The sequence below is a fragment of the Enterocloster sp. OA13 genome (assembly GCF_022440595.1).
Lineage (GTDB): Bacteria > Bacillota > Clostridia > Lachnospirales > Lachnospiraceae > Enterocloster > Enterocloster hominis.
Genome location: NZ_JAKNTF010000001.1, coordinates 822,226 through 841,645, shown reverse-complemented (window position 1 = coordinate 841,645; position 19,420 = coordinate 822,226). Strand labels below are relative to the sequence as shown.

16 protein-coding genes are annotated in these 19,420 nt (G+C 45.5%); 2 read left to right on the top strand and 14 right to left on the bottom strand.

Annotated elements, in window-relative coordinates:
* Positions 1-34 precede the first annotated feature (34 nt).
* The 9 genes from MCJ35_RS03655 to MCJ35_RS03615 all read right to left on the bottom strand — a co-directional run bounded on the left by MCJ35_RS03655 (position 35) and on the right by MCJ35_RS03615 (position 9,598).
* Complete coding sequence (locus MCJ35_RS03655) at positions 35-508, bottom strand: flavodoxin (RefSeq protein WP_025482926.1); 474 nt, start codon at positions 506-508, stop codon at positions 35-37.
* Between the two features lie 13 nt (positions 509-521).
* Positions 522-1,355, bottom strand: a complete 834-nt coding sequence (locus tag MCJ35_RS03650; protein WP_025482928.1) for a flavodoxin — start codon at positions 1,353-1,355, stop codon at positions 522-524.
* A gap of 121 nt (positions 1,356-1,476) precedes the next feature.
* Positions 1,477-2,010 (bottom strand): flavodoxin family protein, encoded by a 534-nt coding sequence (locus tag MCJ35_RS03645; RefSeq protein WP_025482930.1) that lies wholly within the window; start codon positions 2,008-2,010, stop codon positions 1,477-1,479.
* Positions 2,011-2,034: 24 nt separating this feature from the next.
* Positions 2,035-4,212, bottom strand: a complete 2,178-nt coding sequence (locus MCJ35_RS03640; protein ID WP_081739037.1) for a flavodoxin — start codon at positions 4,210-4,212, stop codon at positions 2,035-2,037.
* Entirely contained in the window at positions 4,209-4,910 is a 702-nt protein-coding gene (locus MCJ35_RS03635; protein ID WP_025482933.1) for a flavodoxin, read from the bottom strand. Before MCJ35_RS03635 ends, MCJ35_RS03640 begins: the two co-directional genes overlap by 4 nt.
* Positions 4,911-4,936: 26 nt before the next feature.
* Positions 4,937-5,287: a MerR family transcriptional regulator gene (locus MCJ35_RS03630; RefSeq protein ID WP_025482936.1), complete on the bottom strand. Its 351-nt coding sequence runs from the start codon at positions 5,285-5,287 to the stop codon at positions 4,937-4,939.
* 90 nt (positions 5,288-5,377) lie between these two features.
* Entirely contained in the window at positions 5,378-6,268 is an 891-nt protein-coding gene (locus MCJ35_RS03625) for a LysR family transcriptional regulator (RefSeq protein WP_025482938.1), read from the bottom strand.
* Between the two features lie 53 nt (positions 6,269-6,321).
* On the bottom strand, positions 6,322-7,758 hold the full coding sequence (locus MCJ35_RS03620; protein ID WP_240299359.1) for a glycoside hydrolase family 1 protein: 1,437 nt from the start codon (positions 7,756-7,758) through the stop codon (positions 6,322-6,324).
* Between the two features lie 4 nt (positions 7,759-7,762).
* Complete coding sequence (locus tag MCJ35_RS03615) at positions 7,763-9,598, bottom strand: glucose PTS transporter subunit IIA (protein WP_025482941.1); 1,836 nt, start codon at positions 9,596-9,598, stop codon at positions 7,763-7,765.
* A gap of 449 nt (positions 9,599-10,047) precedes the next feature.
* Between MCJ35_RS03615 and MCJ35_RS03610 the strand changes: the two genes are divergently transcribed.
* Entirely contained in the window at positions 10,048-10,953 is a 906-nt protein-coding gene (locus MCJ35_RS03610; RefSeq protein WP_025482943.1) for a LysR family transcriptional regulator, read from the top strand.
* A 360-nt stretch (positions 10,954-11,313) separates the two neighbouring features.
* Here MCJ35_RS03610 and MCJ35_RS03605 read toward each other — a convergent pair whose 3' ends face one another.
* The 4 genes from MCJ35_RS03605 to MCJ35_RS03590 form a co-directional block, all read right to left on the bottom strand.
* Positions 11,314-12,135, bottom strand: a complete 822-nt coding sequence (locus MCJ35_RS03605) for a response regulator transcription factor (protein WP_240299358.1) — start codon at positions 12,133-12,135, stop codon at positions 11,314-11,316.
* 299 nt (positions 12,136-12,434) lie between these two features.
* Entirely contained in the window at positions 12,435-14,924 is a 2,490-nt protein-coding gene (locus MCJ35_RS03600) for a DEAD/DEAH box helicase family protein (RefSeq protein ID WP_025482946.1), read from the bottom strand.
* The gene (locus tag MCJ35_RS03595; RefSeq protein WP_008722084.1) at positions 14,894-15,481 is read right to left on the bottom strand and encodes a class I SAM-dependent methyltransferase; all 588 of its coding nucleotides are present in this window, start codon (positions 15,479-15,481) and stop codon (positions 14,894-14,896) included. The genes MCJ35_RS03600 and MCJ35_RS03595 overlap by 31 nt, the downstream gene beginning before the upstream one ends.
* Before the next feature lie 63 nt (positions 15,482-15,544).
* Positions 15,545-16,522, bottom strand: a complete 978-nt coding sequence (locus MCJ35_RS03590) for an HNH endonuclease domain-containing protein (RefSeq protein WP_353656059.1) — start codon at positions 16,520-16,522, stop codon at positions 15,545-15,547.
* A gap of 344 nt (positions 16,523-16,866) precedes the next feature.
* On the opposite strand from MCJ35_RS03590, the gene MCJ35_RS03585 reads away from it, so the two are divergent.
* Positions 16,867-17,871 carry an ABC transporter substrate-binding protein gene (locus tag MCJ35_RS03585; RefSeq protein ID WP_025482950.1) on the top strand — a complete coding sequence of 335 codons (1,005 nt, stop codon included), beginning with the start codon at positions 16,867-16,869 and terminating at the stop codon, positions 17,869-17,871.
* Positions 17,872-18,366: 495 nt separating this feature from the next.
* Here MCJ35_RS03585 and MCJ35_RS03580 read toward each other — a convergent pair whose 3' ends face one another.
* Positions 18,367-19,416: a DUF6709 family protein gene (locus MCJ35_RS03580; RefSeq protein WP_025482952.1), complete on the bottom strand. Its 1,050-nt coding sequence runs from the start codon at positions 19,414-19,416 to the stop codon at positions 18,367-18,369.
* Positions 19,417-19,420 lie beyond the last annotated feature (4 nt).

Below are 19,420 nucleotides of genomic sequence, written 5' to 3'. Positions count from 1 at the left end.
TTTATTGAATCATCGGCATTCGCCAAAATTCCGTTTACATACCCTCCATCCACTGACGCAACGATGTCTCAGACTCGCGGCCATTCAACAGCTTTCCGTTTTTAATGACAGCGCCAGGGCAACTGTGCGACAGCTCCGATGCTGTTCCCCCCAGTCCACTTCCGCCTGATGTGGCGAAAAGGATGATCGTCTTGCCAGCAAAATCGTAACTCTCCAGAAAGGTCTGAATGATGGTTGGCGCAGTATACCACCAGATAGGAAAACCCAAAAGAATCGTATCATGCTCCGAAATAGGGGCCGAGTGATCAGCCAACTCCGGACGGTGGGATTTATCACTCATTTCCACCGAACTGCGGGATTTCTTATCGTTCCAGTTTAAGTCTGCCGAAGTGTAGGGAACGGCAGGTTTGATTTCGTACAAATCCGCCATTACAGCTTTGGCGAGATTAGCCGCCGCTTTGGCAGTAACGCCGCTGGCAGAGAAATAGGCTGCTAAAATCTTACTCATTAAAAATCCTCCCTTATTCCATTTTCTTTTCCCAATAACGAATTGCATTCAATCCAGTCTGATTAAGCCATGTCTGAATCTCACTGGTATTTCCAATCCGCCTTCCCTGAAGTACTGTGGAATCAGGACACAAGCCACGTATTGTCTGCATACTTGTACCAATCCCGCTTCCACCACTGGTGCAAAACGGTACAATTGTCTTACCTGTAAAATCATAAGACTCCAGAAATGTATCGATCACCATAGGCGCATCTCCATGCCAGATGGGATATCCCACAAATATCGTATCATAAGTTTCCATCTGCTCTATCCGGGTAATCAGCGCCGGTCTTGCATTAGAATGAAGTTCCCGTTCTGCACGGTCAAGGGTTGTTTCGTAAGAACCGCTATATGGGGCTTCTGCCTCTAATTCCACAAGCCTCCCACCCGTCAACTGTTGGATCTGTTGTGCCGCCTGCTCTGTTGTTCCTGTCCTTGTGAAATAGACAATTAACACATTTTCTCCTTTTGCAGTAGTTTCTGAACTGGCAGGCGTATTTTGCGCAGCCCTGGTTTCCACACCGCTTGCCGAAATCCAGGCACCATTCTCATTAACACGGTATCCATCCGGAGTCGTGGTATTAGAAAGCATCCATCCATTACCGTCAAAATAATAACATTCCGCAATTCCGTCCTGATTTCCATCCAGCCACTGCCAGCCATTCTGTACATAAGTACCATCTTCATTGTCGTACCACCATCGGTTTTGATTTACTCCCTCTCCAGTTTTCCAAACACCTGCAAACGCAGTCACAGACATTGTCATGCTTATGAGAAGCGTAAGCAATAGCAGCCATGCTCTTTTCATTATTTTCTTTCTCCTCTCAAATAGGAATAGGCCGGCATCTCAGACAATATCGGTTTAAATCTCGTATAGTCAATCTTACCGTCCTCATTTAACAGCTTTTCTTCCCTGTCCAAGCTTCGTTTCAGCAATTTCTCCCCAGCTCGTATGCCATCTTTGGGTAGCCGGTACTGTTTGTCATGGAAGGACTTCCACAGCCTTTGCCCAATACCATTCCGGCGTCCTGGAAATTGAGATACTTTACAAGTGTGCAGTAGTGGGCCTCCAATGCATCAAATGTCCAGTCATCCGCATTCCACGCAACCGTAAGCAAAGCAGATTTCATGTTCTTCCTGTTAATACTGCTGTTGTAAGCACAGAATCGGTCTACCACCGTTTTTAACTGCGCCGACATTCCGAAGTAATATAAAGGCGTGGCCAAAACAATCATATCAGCACTCAGGATTGCCTCCTTAATCTGCCCGTTATCATCCTTCTGAACGCAAGGGCCGTTGTACCCACAAGCGACACAGCCTGTGCAGGCCTTTACCTTCTTATCCCTTAGATCAATCCTCTCAACAACGTGTCCGGCCTCCGTTGCGCCCTTTGTAAAGCGCTCTGTCAAAATACTGGTAGAACCGCTTTTATTGGGACTTCCCTGTAAAACTACAATCTTCATGTTCCCTTTACCTCCTTCCATTGTTCATTTCACCTTATTATCTTCAAGCCATGTACTCACATCCGATGACAGGGACGAGCCGCCTGAATAGCTAACCGCCAGTCCCTCGCCAATCATTGCGTCCGATGTCAGCTTTGCAATCACAGTCAGGCTCTGCCCAAATCTGCCGCCGCCATGGCTGCAAAATGGGATGATTGTCTTCCCTTTAAAGTCATATTCTTCCAGGAACGAAGCGACCGGCATTGGAATGGATGCCCACCAGTTGGGATATCCAAGCAGAATGGTATCATACTGCTCCATGTTTTCCACCTGATCCGCCAGCTTTGGCCGTGCCTGAGCATTTTGATCCCTCTGCGCTTCTTCCAGCACTGTATTGTAATCCCTGGAATAGGATTCCACACAGGTAATTTCAAAGAGATCCGCTCCTGTCTGTACCGCAATTTCTTTTGCAATCCCTCTGGTATTTCCTCCCCAGCTAAAATAAGCGATTAAAACCCTTCCAGCATTCGTCTCTTTTTGCATTGACCGGCCGCTTACAAGAACACCTCCCTCCGGCACCGCTCCTCTCACAAGACGAACGCCCACATTATAAGCGCCGCGTCCTCCCTGGGCGGTTGCACGGTAAGCGGAACGCACATTCTTTGCAAAGTCATTCCAGCCTCCTCCTCTGCTGATATGGAGGTTTCCTGTATCTGCTCCTGCAGGATTTGTCTGCTGGCTGCTGCCATACGCTCCATATAAATCCCAGACCCATTCCCCAACATTGCCATGCATATTATAGAGCCCATAGCTATTTGGTTCAAAGCTGTCCACCGGAACGGTTTCATACCTGGACGTTCCGGGGCGTGTTTCTAAGTTGCTCTGGTTAAAATAGTTATCCTTAATCATATAGGGGTAGTTCCCCCAATAGTTGCATTCCTCTGAACTGATGGAGTCCTCTGTATGAAAGGGTGTTGTTGTCCCCGCGCGGCAGGCATACTCCCACTCTGCTTCTGTTGGGAGACGGTAACCGTCAGCACTACGGTTCCAGAAAATCTCATTTCCATCTATCTGATATGCCGGATTCAATCCCGCCTGTTCACTCATCAGGTTACAGTAAGTAATGGCATCCACCCATGAAATGCTATCTACCGGCAGTTCAGAACCTTCAAAACTGCTGGGATTATTTCCAGTCAGCGCTTCATAGTCCTCCTGTGCCACTTCATAGGTACTCATATAGAAATCGCTGACCGTAACCGTATGCTGCTGTTCATCATCCCCTCTCCACGCTTCACTCTCCGGACTTCCCATCAAAAACGTTCCACCGGAAACCAAGACAAAACCATCGTTTATTTCTGTCTGACTTTCCTTTTCCTCCTGTTTCTGATTGACTGATTGTGAGAGATTTTCTTCTGCTTCCACAGGAGGCATGGCTTCCCATGAACCGGCTGGGGACATACGGTTTCCTCTCATCAGCCAGAAAATAACCCCTATACAGACCAGGATTGGAATTATAAAAGTGAGATATTTTGCCGTCTTATGTTTCATGCCGATCCCTTTTAATCCTTTCATTTGTTTCTGTCCATAGTAACCGGCTGTTATAAACAATCCCATAATGGAAAGTGTTTCTAAAAAAAATATAGCAGCCGGCTTCGTTTCATCCCAAAAGACAAAGGCCGTTTTTAAGAACAGATAGTCTGGCATGTCCTGCTGTATAAAAGCATAGATACCGAATATGGAAATTGCGGCTGCCAGGCCCCTGGCAAGCCAGGTCAGTCCGTCTTCTGATTCTGATTTCTTCCGAAACTTTGTTCCCAGTCTTACCACCATCCCCCAATGCATCCCGGTATGCAGGGACATCAGGATCAGCCCCCAATGGGAAGCAAACAGGTGAAGTCTGCGGGACAGAATCATGCCTCCTGAAACAGGCAGCCACTCGAATACAAATCCACTCATCATGATGCCGCTGATTATTAAAACAGACATATCTGCAAAAAGGAGCAAATTCATAACCGTGCCAAGGCTGCGAAGCGGTGTGTAGTTCCCTTTCCCGATATTTTTTAACCAATTTATGTTTAACAGATGATGGAGGAGCAGCACAACGGCCATCGCCGTCCCAAGCCATTCATGAAATTCCTGACCGGTCAATATTTCTGCCATCAAAACAGGAAGCATGACAAGCAGGCATACATCCACCATCCTCTTTAACTCTGCCGTCTTCACCGGGCCATCACATCCAGTGAAAGACCATCAATCCAGCTCACCATTTCCTCATGTGAGATATCACTGCTAAGCCGTTCCCCATCCAGCCAGGTTACATCCGGGGCTGCAAGGTCATGCAGATTTCGTGCGCTGGCGCCAATCCCGCTGCCTCCGGAAGTGCAGAATGGAACAATCGTCTTTCCGCTGAAATCGTAAGATTCCATGAAGGTATCGATGATACGCGGCGCTTCTCCCCACCAGATGGGATAGCCCAGAAAGATTGTTCCGTACTGGTCCTTATCCTCCACACTGCCGGAGATTACAGGACGGGCGCCTTCATCATTCTGTTCTCTGGTGCTCCGGCTGTTGTTGTCACTATAATTCAAGTCTTCTGATGAATACGGGATTTCCGGTACGATTTCATATAAATCTCCCCCGGTAACTTCAGAGATATATCCTGCCAGGGTCTTCGTAGTTCCCGTCGCGGAAAAATATGCGACCAGAATATCAGGACCAGCTTCCCTACCGTTTTCCTCCGTAACGGAGGCGTTCTCCCCGCTGCCGCTCTGCAGAGGTTCCGTTTGCTGTACCTCTTTGCCGGTTTCCTGTGAAGAAGCTGGTGCCGTTATGCCAGGAGCAGGCACACTGCCCTGACTGCCGCAGGCAGTCACAGCAAACACCATGGAACAGGCCCAGATGAACGATAGTATTTTTTTCATTGTAGAGTCCTCCTTCTTTTTGAACCTTACTTATGCGCTTTTTGAATTTTGTACCGCAAATAGTCCACGCGGTCTAACTGTTTCTGTTTAAAATGGAGTTCGTCAAGAGTCGCTCCCCGTTTTTTGTTTAACATATCCAGCCGTTCTTTTTCAGTTGAATCCCCTTCCAGAAGAAGGCGCATATAAGACTCAACCTCGCTGTTGTCAAACCCAACGTCATGGAGCGTCATAATCATACTAAGCCTTTGTATATCCTGGTCATCGTACTGCCATACCCCCATCACTTTCTTTACTTCATCACACAGCCCCCAGCTTTCATATTCCTTTAAAACTTCAACCGGAATATGATACCGTTCACTTGCTTCATTGATTGTCATAGTTCCACCTCGCTTTTTACTCATGAAAATAAGGGTGCTCCATTCAGGAACACCCTCATCTTAATCCTTTTATGTTGTAATGTCTAATGCCTATATTTTATCATCAGATATTACTTTTTCGTATTGCTTTAAAAACTTTATAAAACTGCCGGCGGCAGGGGAAAAGACCTGCTCTTTTTTCCAGGCCAGGGCTGTACTGCTTTCAAGGGAAGGATACAGAGGAATAAAGCGCAGATGTTCAAACGTACAGTTCAGCTTAATTCCAAGCACGATACCCAGGCAATTCTCCGCAAGCATCGCTTCATTGTATAGCAGATTACCAGTCGCAATGATTTTCACCTGGGTGTTTAAATCACCAAGCCATTTTCCAATACTGCTTTTCAGAAATTCACCTTTGGCAATGATTAACTGTCTGCCCATCAGATCCTCCGGCTGAATCCATTCCTTTTGTGCCAGGTCAGAATCCGCACATACCCAGGCTCCCCAGCGTTCCTTTACCGGCATGGAAACAAAATCATATTTGCGGATGTCAATGGGTTCTGCCATCAATCCTATGTCCAAAAGCCCTCTTTCAATATGGTCATGGACGTTTTCCGCATTTCCACTGTAAATCTCATACTGGACCAGGGGATGCTTCTCCGAAAAAGAAGAAATAATCTGAGCCAGTAATCTGGTGGCCTGAAACTCTCCGCTTCCAATACAAATTTTTCCGGTAAGTTCCTCGTCTCCCTGCAGCAGCTCCTGACGTGTTTTCTCTGCCATGGACAGCATTTCCTGCGCCCGGTGCTTCAGTATCATGCCAGATTCAGTTAAAATGATATTATGATTACTTCTGGTAAAAAGCTCTACCCCCAGTTCTTCCTCCAGCTGTGCAATCTGACGGGATAAGGTGGGCTGAGTAACATGGAGCATCTGCGCCGCCCTTGTAAAATTCTCCTCTCTGGCTACCGCCAGAAAATAATTCAACACCCGAAGTTCCATATTCCCGCCCCCTTTTCGTGTCATTATATCAGAATACAAAGCCTTTATCAATATTAACTCAAGTCGCTCCCATTGGTGGCAATCACTTTCTGATACCAGTAAAAACTATCTTTGCGTTCCCTGCTCAAGTCACCGATTCCGTCATCAAATTTATTGACATAGATAAAACCATATCGTTTCGCCATCTCGCCAGTGGACAGGGAGACAAGGTCAATGCAGCCCCATGGGGTATACCCGATTAAGTCAACGCCATCGGCAATCGCTTCGCCCATCTGCCCGATGTGCTGACGCAGATAGTCAATGCGGTACTCATCATGTATCTTTCCATCCTCCGCCTTCACATCATGTGCTCCCAAACCGTTTTCGACCACCATTAGCGGAACCTGGTAACGGTCATAAATCTCGTTCAGCGTCCAGCGCAAACCTTTGGGGTCAATCTGCCATCCCCAGTCAGAAGCTTTCAAATAGGGATTTTTCGCCCCTCCCAACAGATTTCCGGCGGCGCACTCTACAGAAGGATCAGTGGAAACACAGAAAGTCATGTAATAGCTGAATGTGTAAAAATCAACCGTCCCCTTTTTCAGTTCTTCCAAATCCCCCGGCTCCATCTTAATCTCCACATTATTTTCTGCGAAGAAACGTCTGGAATAGCTGGGATAACTGCCTCGCACCTGAACATCAGAGCAGAACCAGTTCACCATCCTCATATGGCTTTGGACTGCCAACACGTCATCCGGATTACAGGTATAAGGATAGTCCGGTAAAAATGCAATCATGTTTCCCATCTTAAATTGAGGATAGTTTTCATGGGCATGGTTCACAGCACGGGCCGACGCCACAAACTGATGGTGCAGCGCCTGATAACGTGTCTGCATTGTGACGGGAGCTTCCAGGGAAGGACCTGTATATCCCTGAACGGTGCTGATTGCAATCGTTGTTCCAGTGAACAGCGTACCGCAGTTAATCTCATTGAAAGTCAGCCAATACTTCACCTTATCCTTATAACGCTCGAAGATGACCTTACAATAATTCATATATAAATCAATCAGACGGCGGTCAGCCCAGCCGTTGTATTTCTCTACCAACGCATACGGGAGTTCATAATGGGAAATTGTCACCAAAGGCTCAATATGATGCTTCCTGCAGCAGTCAAACACCTTATCATAATAAGCCAGCCCTTTCTCATTCGCTTTTTCTTCTTCACCGGTAGGAAAAATCCGGGTCCAGTTGATGGACAGGCGAAATACCTTAAATCCCATTTCAGCAAATAGAGCGATGTCCTCTTCGTAATGGTGATAAAAATCTATGGCTTCATGGGTAGGATAAAACAGTTCCGAATCCAGGCTGGAATCAACTCTCCGCGGGACCGTATGACTCCCATTGGTGATAATATCAGGAACACCGATTCCCTTTCCATCTTCATTCCAGCCACCTTCACACTGATGGGCAGCAACTGCGCCGCCCCATAAAAAATTTCCAGGAAATTTCATATTCTTAGCCTCCAATCACAATTTTATCATTTTCTATCTCAACTTTGCCAACTTCGCTTTCATTGGCAACTAATACCGGTGTAATAACCGGGCAGCCGGCAGCCTTAATCCCATCTATATCAAACTCCAGCAGCAGCTGTCCCTTTTTAATTTTATCTCCATTACCGACATGGGCCTTAAATGGTTTCCCGTTCAGTCCAACCGTTTCAAGTCCCACATGGATCAGCAGGCTGACCCCATTGCCTGATTCCAGGCCCATGGCATGTAAGGTTTCAAATATGGTTACGCAGGTACCGTCAAACGGCGCATACACTTTTCCTTCTGAAGGTTCAACCGCAAATCCCTTACCAAGTATACCGCTGGAGAATGTTTCATCAGGTACCTGGCTGATTGAAACAACCTTTCCCGGTACAGGAGACTCGATGATAAGTTTCTCATGGACTGCTGTTTCGCTGCCTGGCGTTATCTGTGCAGAGTCAGAAGCATGGACTGCCTCATCTTTATGTAAAACGTAAGCAAGCATAAATGATACCACAAACGGAACTACAACGGCCAGAAGCGGAGGGATAAAGTTCGGAGCTTCCGGATTCACCATTCCAAGGACAGCAAATACCCCAAGACCGAAACTATACATTTTCGTACCTGTCAGCATAATGATGGCCCCGGTAATACCCGCTCCGGCACAGGACAATACAAACATTTTAATGCGTGGAAGAGTCACTCCATAAATGGCTGGTTCTGTAATCCCGAACAGACCGGAAATAAACGCCGGGAGCGCAATGGATTTCAGCTTCCTATCCCTGGTTTTGCAGTAAATCCCCAATACAACACCAGTCTGTGCAAAGCAGACCAGGCAGGACATTGCCATGACTGCGTCCGGATTTCCTTCCAGAAGGCTCATGAAAGAAAATGATGTCAGCGCAGTGTGGATACCAAATAAAACCATAACCTGATACAATGCGGAAAATATAATACCGGCAAGCAGCGGAACTGTATCCAGCAAGGCGGTAATCCCCGTGTTCACCAGACTGCCCGCCAGATTGACGGCCGGTCCAATCAGGGTAAATCCAAACGGGATAACAACCGCCAGGGTAATTACCGGTGTCACGAAATTGGCAACCACTTTGGGTATGTATTTGTTTAACCATCTTGCCAGCGGAATCGCAACGGCCGTAACTGCGATAACCGGCAGAAAGGAACTGGTATATGTGGCGTTAATTGTATGTCCAAACAATTCCAGGTTCACACCGTTAATCGTGGGATAGCAGAGGATTGCGCCAATGAGGGCACCCAAAAATCCATCCCCCTTTAACGTCTTTGCCAGATTCATTCCCAGGAAAACCGGAAGGAAGAAAAATATTGCATCTCCCATTGCGCTAATGATTAAATCCAGTCCGCTTCCGGACTGAATCATGCCAGTCATCTGAAGTACTGTCTGCAATCCTTTTATGATACCGCCTGCACAGATCATATTCAGGCAGGGAAGAACAGCGCCGACGATCATATTCAGTACACGCATGGCCGGATTCACTTTCTTTTCTTCCTCTGCTTCCGTTTCGCTTCCAGCTCCATCCTGCATTCCCAGCTGCACACAGACCGCATCATACACATCTTCCACCGCATCGCCAATGACCGTCATATATTCTCCGCCTCCATGAACAACGGAAAGCACCCCTTCCAGATTCTTCACAATCCCATCGTCGGCCTTGCCTTCATCCTTAAGCCGGAAACGAACACGGGTAATGCAATGGCGGACGCTGTTGATATTCTCTTTACCGCCTATATTAGCGATAATATTCTTTGCCACTTCATCATAATTCAGATTTTTCTTCTTTACCATATGACCCTCTCCCATCAATATAAATATGAACCTCTCCTATGATTTCTCTTTGTTTGCTGTTTCAGACTGCTGCTTTAACTGATAAATCAGATAATCCAGGCAATCCAAGTTCCCTTGTCGCTCATGAATCTTATTTAGAAGAGCTCTCCGGTGTGCAGACAAAACTGAAATTAATTCCTTCATTTGTCCGTTATCATATGCCTCCAGAAATTGCTGTATCTTTTCAGGCGGATAACAGGAATCGGTTAGTGTCTGCGCCAGGTCCCTTCTATTAAGCGGTAAATAAGACATATCCATCACCTCTGAAATCATTGTAATAGAAAATCGTTGATATATCAAATACTTGTATTTTATATCCAGATATACTTGATAAGTATATCTTTTTCTGATACTATAATCACTATAACACGATAGCTTCAGGATATTTCGCGGAAGGAGCATACAAAATTATGGAATTACGCACATTAAGCTACTTTTTGGCTGTAGCACGGGAAGGAAGTATTCTGGGAGCAGCCAATACTCTGCATTTGACACAGCCAAACTTATCCAGGCAGATGAAAGAGCTGGAGCTTGAAGTCGGCAAGCAGCTGTTTATCCGCAGCAATCGGAATATTACCCTTACGGAAGACGGTATTTTACTGCGAAAACGCGCAGATGAGATTTTAACATTAGTCAAGAAGACGGAATCTGAATTAGCAAAAAGAGAGGAAGCCGTCAGCGGAGAGGTATATATTGGTTCCGGAGAATTCGACTCATTCCATTATTTCTCTACAGCCGCCAGACATCTGACAGAAAAACATCCCGACATCTGTTTTCATATCTATAGCGGCAACAGCATGGAAATATTGGAACGGCTGGAAGCAGGGCTTCTTGATTTTGGCCTTCTGATTGAGCCGGTGGATGTGAATCAATACGATTTTCTCTATCAGCCTGCTGCGGAATCTTGTGGGGTCATTATGAGGAAAGACGATCCTCTTGCACAAAAAGATGCAATCTGCCCGGAAGATTTACGGGGTCTTCCACTTATTATGCCAAGACAGTTTATGGAATATGGATTCTTAACCAGATGGATTGGCGAAATGCCAGAGAAACTGAACATTATAGCCACAACAGATTTGCCCTATAATGCTACGATTATGGTTGCAGACGGAATGGGGTATTCTATCTGTATTGATTTTGATTTGTTTACTGGTACTTCTGACAGTAAATTGTGCTTTCGTCCCTTTAAGCCAGGACTAAACGCCGGGGTCTATATTGTCTGGAAAAAATACCAACCATTTTCAAAAGCTGCCCAGGCGTTTTTGGAACAGTTGAAAGAAGATATTGCCTTATTAACTGATTTGGCAGGCACTTAAAAATAGAACAGGAAATGCCGCATCTCCATATCAACGTGAGAGAGCGGCATTTCCCATAACTTAACTTCTGAATTAGAATATTTACCATTTATCACTATTAGATTTCCATACCATTAAAGACTATCTTTTCTGCACTATTTTAATAGGGCAATCTGATTCCGGTGTGATTCCAGTATCATACTCTTCCGACTCTTTGAAAGCATAAGCTGCCTTGGCTTTACTTACACCTTTTCTATGCAGAACCTGATACATTTGGCCGTTTTCCTGTATCCATTCCACCTCATCTACATAAAATACAGCAAAAATTTCATACTCCCGATGCTCCCACAATGTATCCAGTGAAATCACCGGATGCTCTATTTAATCTTTCCTGTCACTTATGACATAGCCGATTCCGATGCGGGTCTTTATATACTCCTCTCCGATTTTCCTGCGTAGCCTGCGGATATGGGTATCCACGGTCCGGCTGTCGCCCTCAAAGTCCATTCCCCATACATGGTTTAACAGCTGCTCCCTGGTCAGGATAATCCGCTGGTTGTTCAGGAAATAACGGAGCAGTTCATATTCCGTCCTGGTCAGGACTACCGGATTGCCGCCTTTCCTTACCTCAAAGGTCTCCTGGTTCAGGGAAATGTCCCCGCAGCACAGGATACCTTCCAGACGGCAAAGCTTCTTTATGCGCAGGAGAAGCACCTTGATGTCGAATGGCTTGCGCACATAGTCATCTGCCCCGCTGGTTAACCCCAGGATTTCATGCTCTGTTTCCCCCTTTGCGGTCAGCATCAGGATTTTGATTGGAAGGTTCAGGGCGCGGATTTCACGGCAGGTCTGGATGCCATCCTGGACCGGCATCATCCAGTCCAGGATTAGGAGGTCGGGGATGGTGGGTGGATTAGTAGTTGGCGGCGCAATGGGTGGTGGCGCGGTGCTTGATGAAGCAATAGTTGGCGGGGCAAATGGTAATTGGCTTTCCGGGTTCTGACAGGCCGGTTTTTCAGGGGCCGTTTTTTGATACCCCGGCTTTTTTAAGGATTTCGGCTTCCCGGGACTGCTGTGCTCCAGAAGGTAGTTTATGGCCTCCTGTCCGTTGGATACAACGGATACCTGATAGCCCTCTTTCTGCAGATAGAGGGTTAGGATTTTCTGGAGGTCGGGGTGATCTTCGGCAATTAGGATGTGCATGGAAAGCTCCTTTGTTATTGAGATAAGTACGTGAAAAAATGCATCATTGTCTGTCTGGCCTTATATTCTATCCTGAAAATCATAAAACTTCCTGCTCCAACCAGCATGGAATATCGTCACCACGGCTCCAGACAATTTCCCATGGAAGGATTTACATTGCTAAAGGTGCCGGTACTCTTTTCCACACAAATCCCACCTTCAATTTCAATCATTCCGCAAAAATCGGTTTTTTATTACTTACATATGTTGACAGTTCAATATTATCATCTTCCGCATATGCCGATTTTAAAAGAATTGCCTTAGTTTGATGCCCCTTCATACCGCTTCCGATAATAATCCATCGACCGATACTCAATCACATCCTTCATCTGCTCCGCAAACCCATCCAGCCGTACCGCCTCATGAAGCTGCGGATTCAACGCCAGCACCGCCCCTTTTTCCTGCACAAAAAATCCATTGCCGGACTGCATCAAAAACCTTACCGGATTCTTTAATGCCTCGCTGACGCAGCGTTTCTTATCCCATGATTTAAAATCACTGGTCCCTTTATCTCTTTCCAAATCCTTCCAGTTATTCGCTGTATGATAAAACTCCATATAACTGCGGTAAATATCATCTTCATCAATCGCCGTCTTAATATCCCCATCATTATAAAAAGCCATCAATACTGGCATCTTATAAGACTTTGACATCTGGGTGGTTTCCAGTAACTCCAGGAACTCATTCCCAATCCCCTGGAAAATAATACGTTCCCTGTCCCCCAATTCATTCAGCCCGTCCAGGTATCTCAGATAATGTTTAAACGGGCTATTCTTCAAGCTCCCGCACAGTTGCAGGATTTCATCCTCCATATATGTGAACAGCTCCATCCGGGTGGGCACCCTGCCATCCAGCTGCTCTTTAATGCGGAAATACTCTCCCCGGACCCGCTCTTCCTTCTTAGCCCTTTTCTTAGCCATCTCTTGGAACAGATCAATCAGGCGCATATCAAAGTCCACCACACAGTCATCCGGATACTCAAAATCCTGTTGCTGCATCCGTTCCGCTTCGGCGCTGGAATAAGGCCTTTCACTTAATAAGAAGGGGGCAGAGCCTGCCTTTTCATAATTTCCTATGAAATCCAGTACATTCAGATACTCTTTATTCCTGCTTTTACGAAGCCCGCGGCCAAGCTGCTGCAAGAATACCACTGGCGATTCCGTTGGTCTTAGGAACATGACCATATCAATCTCACTGATATCAAGTCCTTCATTGAACATATCCACTGAAAAAATAACCTTTATCTCACCAGCCCGGAGTTTTCTTATGGCTTCACCTCTCTCCTCCGCATATTCACCGTCTGAATCGCTGTACACTGCTGCAGCCGGAATATGCCTAAGACAGAACTCTTTTGCCATCTGCTCCGCATGCTTACGGGAACAACAGAACCCTAATGCCTTTTTTGAGCGGTATTTCATATAGTGCTTGTAAATCAATTCATACCTTCTGTTGACCAGCAGTTCCTTAGTCAGCTCTTCCTCAGCGTATTTTCCTTTAACCCTGTGTATCCCGGAATAATCCACTGTCTCATCAAAAATACCATAATAATGAAATGGTACCAGCAGGCCTTTATTAACCGCATCCTTTAAACTGATTTGATATGGCACATTGTAATCGCACAATTCATATATATTCCTTCCATCCATCCTGTCTGGTGTGGCTGTCAGCCCCAGCATGAACTTAGGCCTGAAATATTCCATAATCCGTTTATACTGGTCCGTCACCGCATGATGGAATTCGTCAATCACAATATAGTCGAAATAATCCCTGGAAAAATACCCCTCATTCAGATAAGCCGGCTTTCCCAGGCTTGATACCGATGCAAAGATTACCGCCTTTCCAATGCATTTGTCCTGACCGGTAAAAAATCCATAATCATCCGAATGCCGCACATTCCGAAAACTCTCAGCCGCCTGTTTCAATATTTCCTCCCTGTGTGCCACAAAGAGGACTTTTTCGTAGTCAAGTGAATCAAAAGCTGCCAAATACGTCTTTCCTATGCCGGTTGCCGCATAGACCAATCCCTTCTCTGCACCTTCCCTGCGGCTGCATTTTAATGCATACAAAGCTTCAATCTGCGCTCCCCTTGGTTCAAATCCTCCTTCACCTTCCGTTTCATTGCCAAGACTGTCATACCGTTCCAAATCCCGCTGGACTGCCGGTTTTTTCCACTCCTTTGAATATTGCTTCAGGACCTGGTCATTTATTATGATGGAATGGTTATAAAACAGATCCTCAAATGTATGATAAAACTGCCTGAAATTATAACCATCACGTCTATTGTCAAAATGATAATTCCACTCAATTCCTGATGTAAGCGCACTCTTGGATATATTGGACGAACCTATATAGATTTCTCCCCAATCCCCATTGCGGAAAATATAGGCTTTGGGGTGGAATGAACGGCCCTTATCATTATAAAAGCGAAGTTCAACCCGGTCCCCTAACTTATCCTTTATCAGATACAATGCCCCTGGCTGCGTGATGCCAAGGTAATTGCCCGTTAATATCCTGATTTTTGCGCCACGTTCCAGAGCCTGTTCCAGATCATCCAGAATCATCTTCACACCTGACTCCATGAGAAATGACACAATGATATCTATATGCCCTGCCTTCATCATACTGAGCCTTAACTGGTACAAAAGGAATCGGATTTTATCCATTCCCCCTGTCATCACCTCACATGGCCCGATATCAAACTGCATATCACCTCTGCCCCTTACTTCTTCCTCAAAATCATGTTCAGCCATTTCTCTTCATCTCTCCCCGGTCTTACATCAGATGTCACCCACATTTCCTCAACTGAAAATACATCGGCAGCATCTAATAGCCGTTTCATCTTATCCTCAGTCATATCCGTAAAATAGCGCCCGTTCCGTTCCCCTTCATCCGTTCCATATTTAAACGATGTATACAGAATCCCATGAGGAACCAGCGCACGGGCCATTTTCACAAACACTTCAGTCAAATCACTGTATGTCAGGTGTAAAATGGAGGAGCAGGCCCAGATACCATCGTATATTTCATATTCATCTAAATCCTGGAAGTACATCTGTCTGACCCTGGCGCCGGTATACTCCGATGCTATCTTAACCAGCTCCTCCGAACCGTCCACTGCATCTGCCTTAAAGCCTTTGCCCAGAAAATACTTTGTATCCCTGCCAGATCCGCATCCAAAGTCCAGTATCCTGGCTCCGGAATCCAGATATTTTAAAAACCGGTTCTGCATCTCTGTAAACTCAACGTCCCTTGTGTTATCAAAAAACTCTTTTGCGTGCAGGTTATAATATTCTAATGAATCTTTCATCTGTTTATTATTACTCCTCTCATCCCAACTGAATAATCAATAAATCCATTGCTGCATAATCTACTAAATGCTCTTCAAGTTCCATCCTCTAAATCCAGCATTCTGAGCGGATTTATATACCGGGAGCATGATATTCTCCAGATTATTACGGAACTCGTCCTCATTCAATCCCGGTTTATATAGCTTCATATAAACCTCATCGCTGTTAATATGTACGTTCCTGCATTTTTCGAATGCTTCGTGAACCATCTCATATTCCCACATCATATTATAAGAAAAATATTCTTTCCTACATAACGCCGGGAAATATATGTCCCAATCCGGCAGGTTATTTCCCTTTTGGCTGTTAATATTCTTTGTCGTGGGATGCAGGTTCCAGAATTCATTATGAGCCACATAAGACCATGGAACAAAATGGTCAATAGATATATTTTTGCTTGTCAGTGACTGGTTTAAATATATTTCGCTGACCGGTTTTATTTCAATAATCTTCTTCCAGTATTGAATGACCAGATTCAGCCGTCTTCTTTTCGGTATATCCAGTTTCTCTGCAATTCCCGGTACATTGGGATTCCGTCTTTGCAGATACATAATCAGATTGTACCTCACCCAGCCTCTTAATATCTCCTTATTCTTACTGATGTAGTCACACCACTCCGGCTGTATTTCGATAGCAGTCTTCATTCCGGCAAGCTCAGTAAAATAATATATTAACCGCTTTTCCTGATTTAACTTTTTTGCCAGTTTCTTTCTGGAACCCTTCCACATATCATTGGTTATCTGTTTTGTAAAGGGGGCCTGAAGCCTGTATGGAACATTCTGTGTAATGGTCCGCTTCATTTCAGCCACCTTCTTATCATTAAGCCGGTTCAAAAAAGAGAGTATTACATCTGGTTCTTCATTTGACTTAAGTCCGCTTATCTGGTAAATATATTTTACAAGAGCTTCCAGGGTATCGGATGGCCCCAGATTCAGCCTGAATTCCGTAACCATATACCATGAATCTGCAATCATCCGGTTAATCAGCTCATCGTATATCAAATAGGATTTTCCACTACTGACTTTATCTACAATAGCCAAAAACCAGAATAATTTGTATGATTCACTTTTCTTGTCAAACAATCTGCCCAAATATTCAATATCGATTGTTTCTGAAGATGGAAGCTGCATCATTTCCTCCTTATCATCCTTCGAAATGTACCTGTCAGGGATGTCTTCGCCTGAATCTCCGTTACTAAATACATATATTTACAACATTATACCACAAGATTTAGTTTTTTACCTGTATATCCCCTTTCTTATCCTGACATTTTCACATTTTCCCTCACCCCCGCCCGTCCCCCTTAATAAACTATACTAAACCCCAACAAATACAAGGAGTATCTATGAAAAAATTTATAAGCATCCTACTGGCAGGAGCCTTGGCCGCCGCTGCCCTTACCGGCTGTTCAAAAACTCCGGGCGGGGCAGCCTCCGGCAACACGCCCCTGGTCCTCAACGAAGTAGCCCACTCCATCTTCTACGCCCCACAGTATGCAGCCATTGAGCTTGGGTACTTTGAGGACGAAGGCATCGACCTGACCCTGGTCAACGGCGCAGGGGCAGACAAGGTCATGACCGCCCTTATCTCCGGCGATGCGCAGATTGGCTTCATGGGTTCCGAGGCCAGCATCTATGTGTACCAAGAAGGTTCCCAGGACTACGCCGTGAACTTTGCCCAGCTGACCCAGCGTGCAGGCAACTTCCTGGTGGGCCGCCAGCCGGAAGATAATTTCAAATGGGAAAACTTGAAAGGTAAGAAAGTCCTTGGTGGACGTGCGGGAGGCATGCCCCAGATGGTATTTGAGTATATCCTCAAGAAACACGGCCTTGACCCCAAGACAGACCTGACAATTGACCAGAGCATCAACTTCGGGCTGACCGCTGCTGCATTTACCAGCGACGACGCTGACTACACCGTGGAATTTGAACCGTTTGCAACCACCCTGGAGAGCGAAGGCAGCGGAAGCGTTGTGGCATCCCTTGGAACGGAATCCGGCTACGTGCCCTATACCGCATATTGTGCAAGGAAGAGTTATATGGAGAAAAACCCGGAATTAATCCAGAAGTTCACAAATGCCATCCAAAAAGGCATGGACTACGTGAACTCCCACTCAGCCGAAGAAATCGCCAAGACCATCGCCCCCCAGTTCAAGGAGACCCCGGTAGACAAAATCGCCACTATCGTAGGCCGCTACAAGGACCAGGATACCTGGAAAGATGACACTGTATTTGAAAAGGAAAGCTTTGAACTTCTGGAAAATATCTTAGAAGAGGCAGGCGAGCTGTCACAGCGCGTTCCCTATGAAGATCTTGTTACTACACAGTTTTCACAGGAAGCAGCAAAATAACGGATGAATCCCGGAGTAAATTTAAGGACATTACAAACCCATACGATTCATTCTTCATGAATGCTATTGGGATAAAATGATGTAAAAATGAGCATGATATAAGATTAGCATCATGTAAGAATAGCATGATATAAAGTAAGCATGATATAAAATTAGCATAATGCAAATAAGCATATTGTGAGATTAGCATGATATAAAATAATATAAAGTAAGCATAGTGCATGATAAGCATGTTGTTAATACAAAATAAGCGTGTTGTTAAGTAAGCATAATAAGATAAACGCAATATAATATAATCGCAGATTAAGATAAACAGAATCAGATAAACATAAAAGGAAGGGAATCTTCTTGGCTTTCACAAGAAAATCCCCTTCCTTTTTACACGCACACATATAAAGGCCGAAAACCGGCATTTAAAATAATACCCGCCCTGACAGAGTATATACCAATATAGGAAATGCCTATATCCTGCTTTCCACACACACCCCTATCCTTTCATTCCCCGGCATCCTGGCTTCCGCCTTCTGTATCCCCATCCCCCATCATCATAAGTCTTCCTTTGAGACCGGAAGACATCTTAAGGGCAGGATATCTGGCCTGATAGAGGGCTATGGCCTCATCTGCCTTTTTCTTATTCATGGTGAACCCATATTCATTACCATCCGCCGTGGTGCACACCAATTCTTCACTGGTCCCGCGCCCAACCCTCTGCACCCGGAAACAAACCTTTTTAAGTTCCTGGTTCACCAGGATTACAGGCTTACCCGTTATTCCATATGAGAAGTCTTCCCCCAGCCAGAATGTGCCGCTTATCTTCCGGACCTTTTGGAAATCTTCATCCACCATTTGTCTGGTTATGTTTTTGTGGCTGTCCAGAAATACCTGTACTGCTTTTATATGGTCCTTACCCAGAATCGGAGCCAGGATAAAAAGCCCCAAACACAGGATGACAGCCCCAAGACCAGTGGTTCCCATGGCACTGGAGGGCGACTGATTATCCAATATACCGGCCCAAAGGTAATAGCTCTCATTTTCAGATGGCAGATTGAAACTGCTGACAGTCCTGTCAAAATATGTTTTTCCATCATCCTTCAGTTTTTTCAGGGTTCCTTCCACATGCATCCCAATAGGCGGAACAGGACGGACACCGCTTAAGTAATCCCAGGTCTCGTCCATGATTCGGTCCATTTCCGCCTCCATTTTCGCGGAAACGCGGACAGGGACAGGTCCAGCTTCCTCGTCCAGCACCAGGTAATATACGCTGCTCTTGGACCGTACTCCATAGCGGGTGCGGTAGCTTTCCATGAAAACGTCCAGCACATAATCTATATCAAAGCTTACATATTCCTCTCCCGCCTGTTCTGTCCGGTACACCTCCCGAAGCGGAATTGCCCCGCGGAAGTATTTCATCAGATAGCTGCCTATCAATACTATCATGCCTATTCCAAAGGCAGTTATAATCAGCCCTATGGGTACCCTGGAACGCAGCATGCCTTTCCTGAATTCAGTTTCCACTGTTCTCCTGTCCGTTGTTTCATGTTCCATGCCA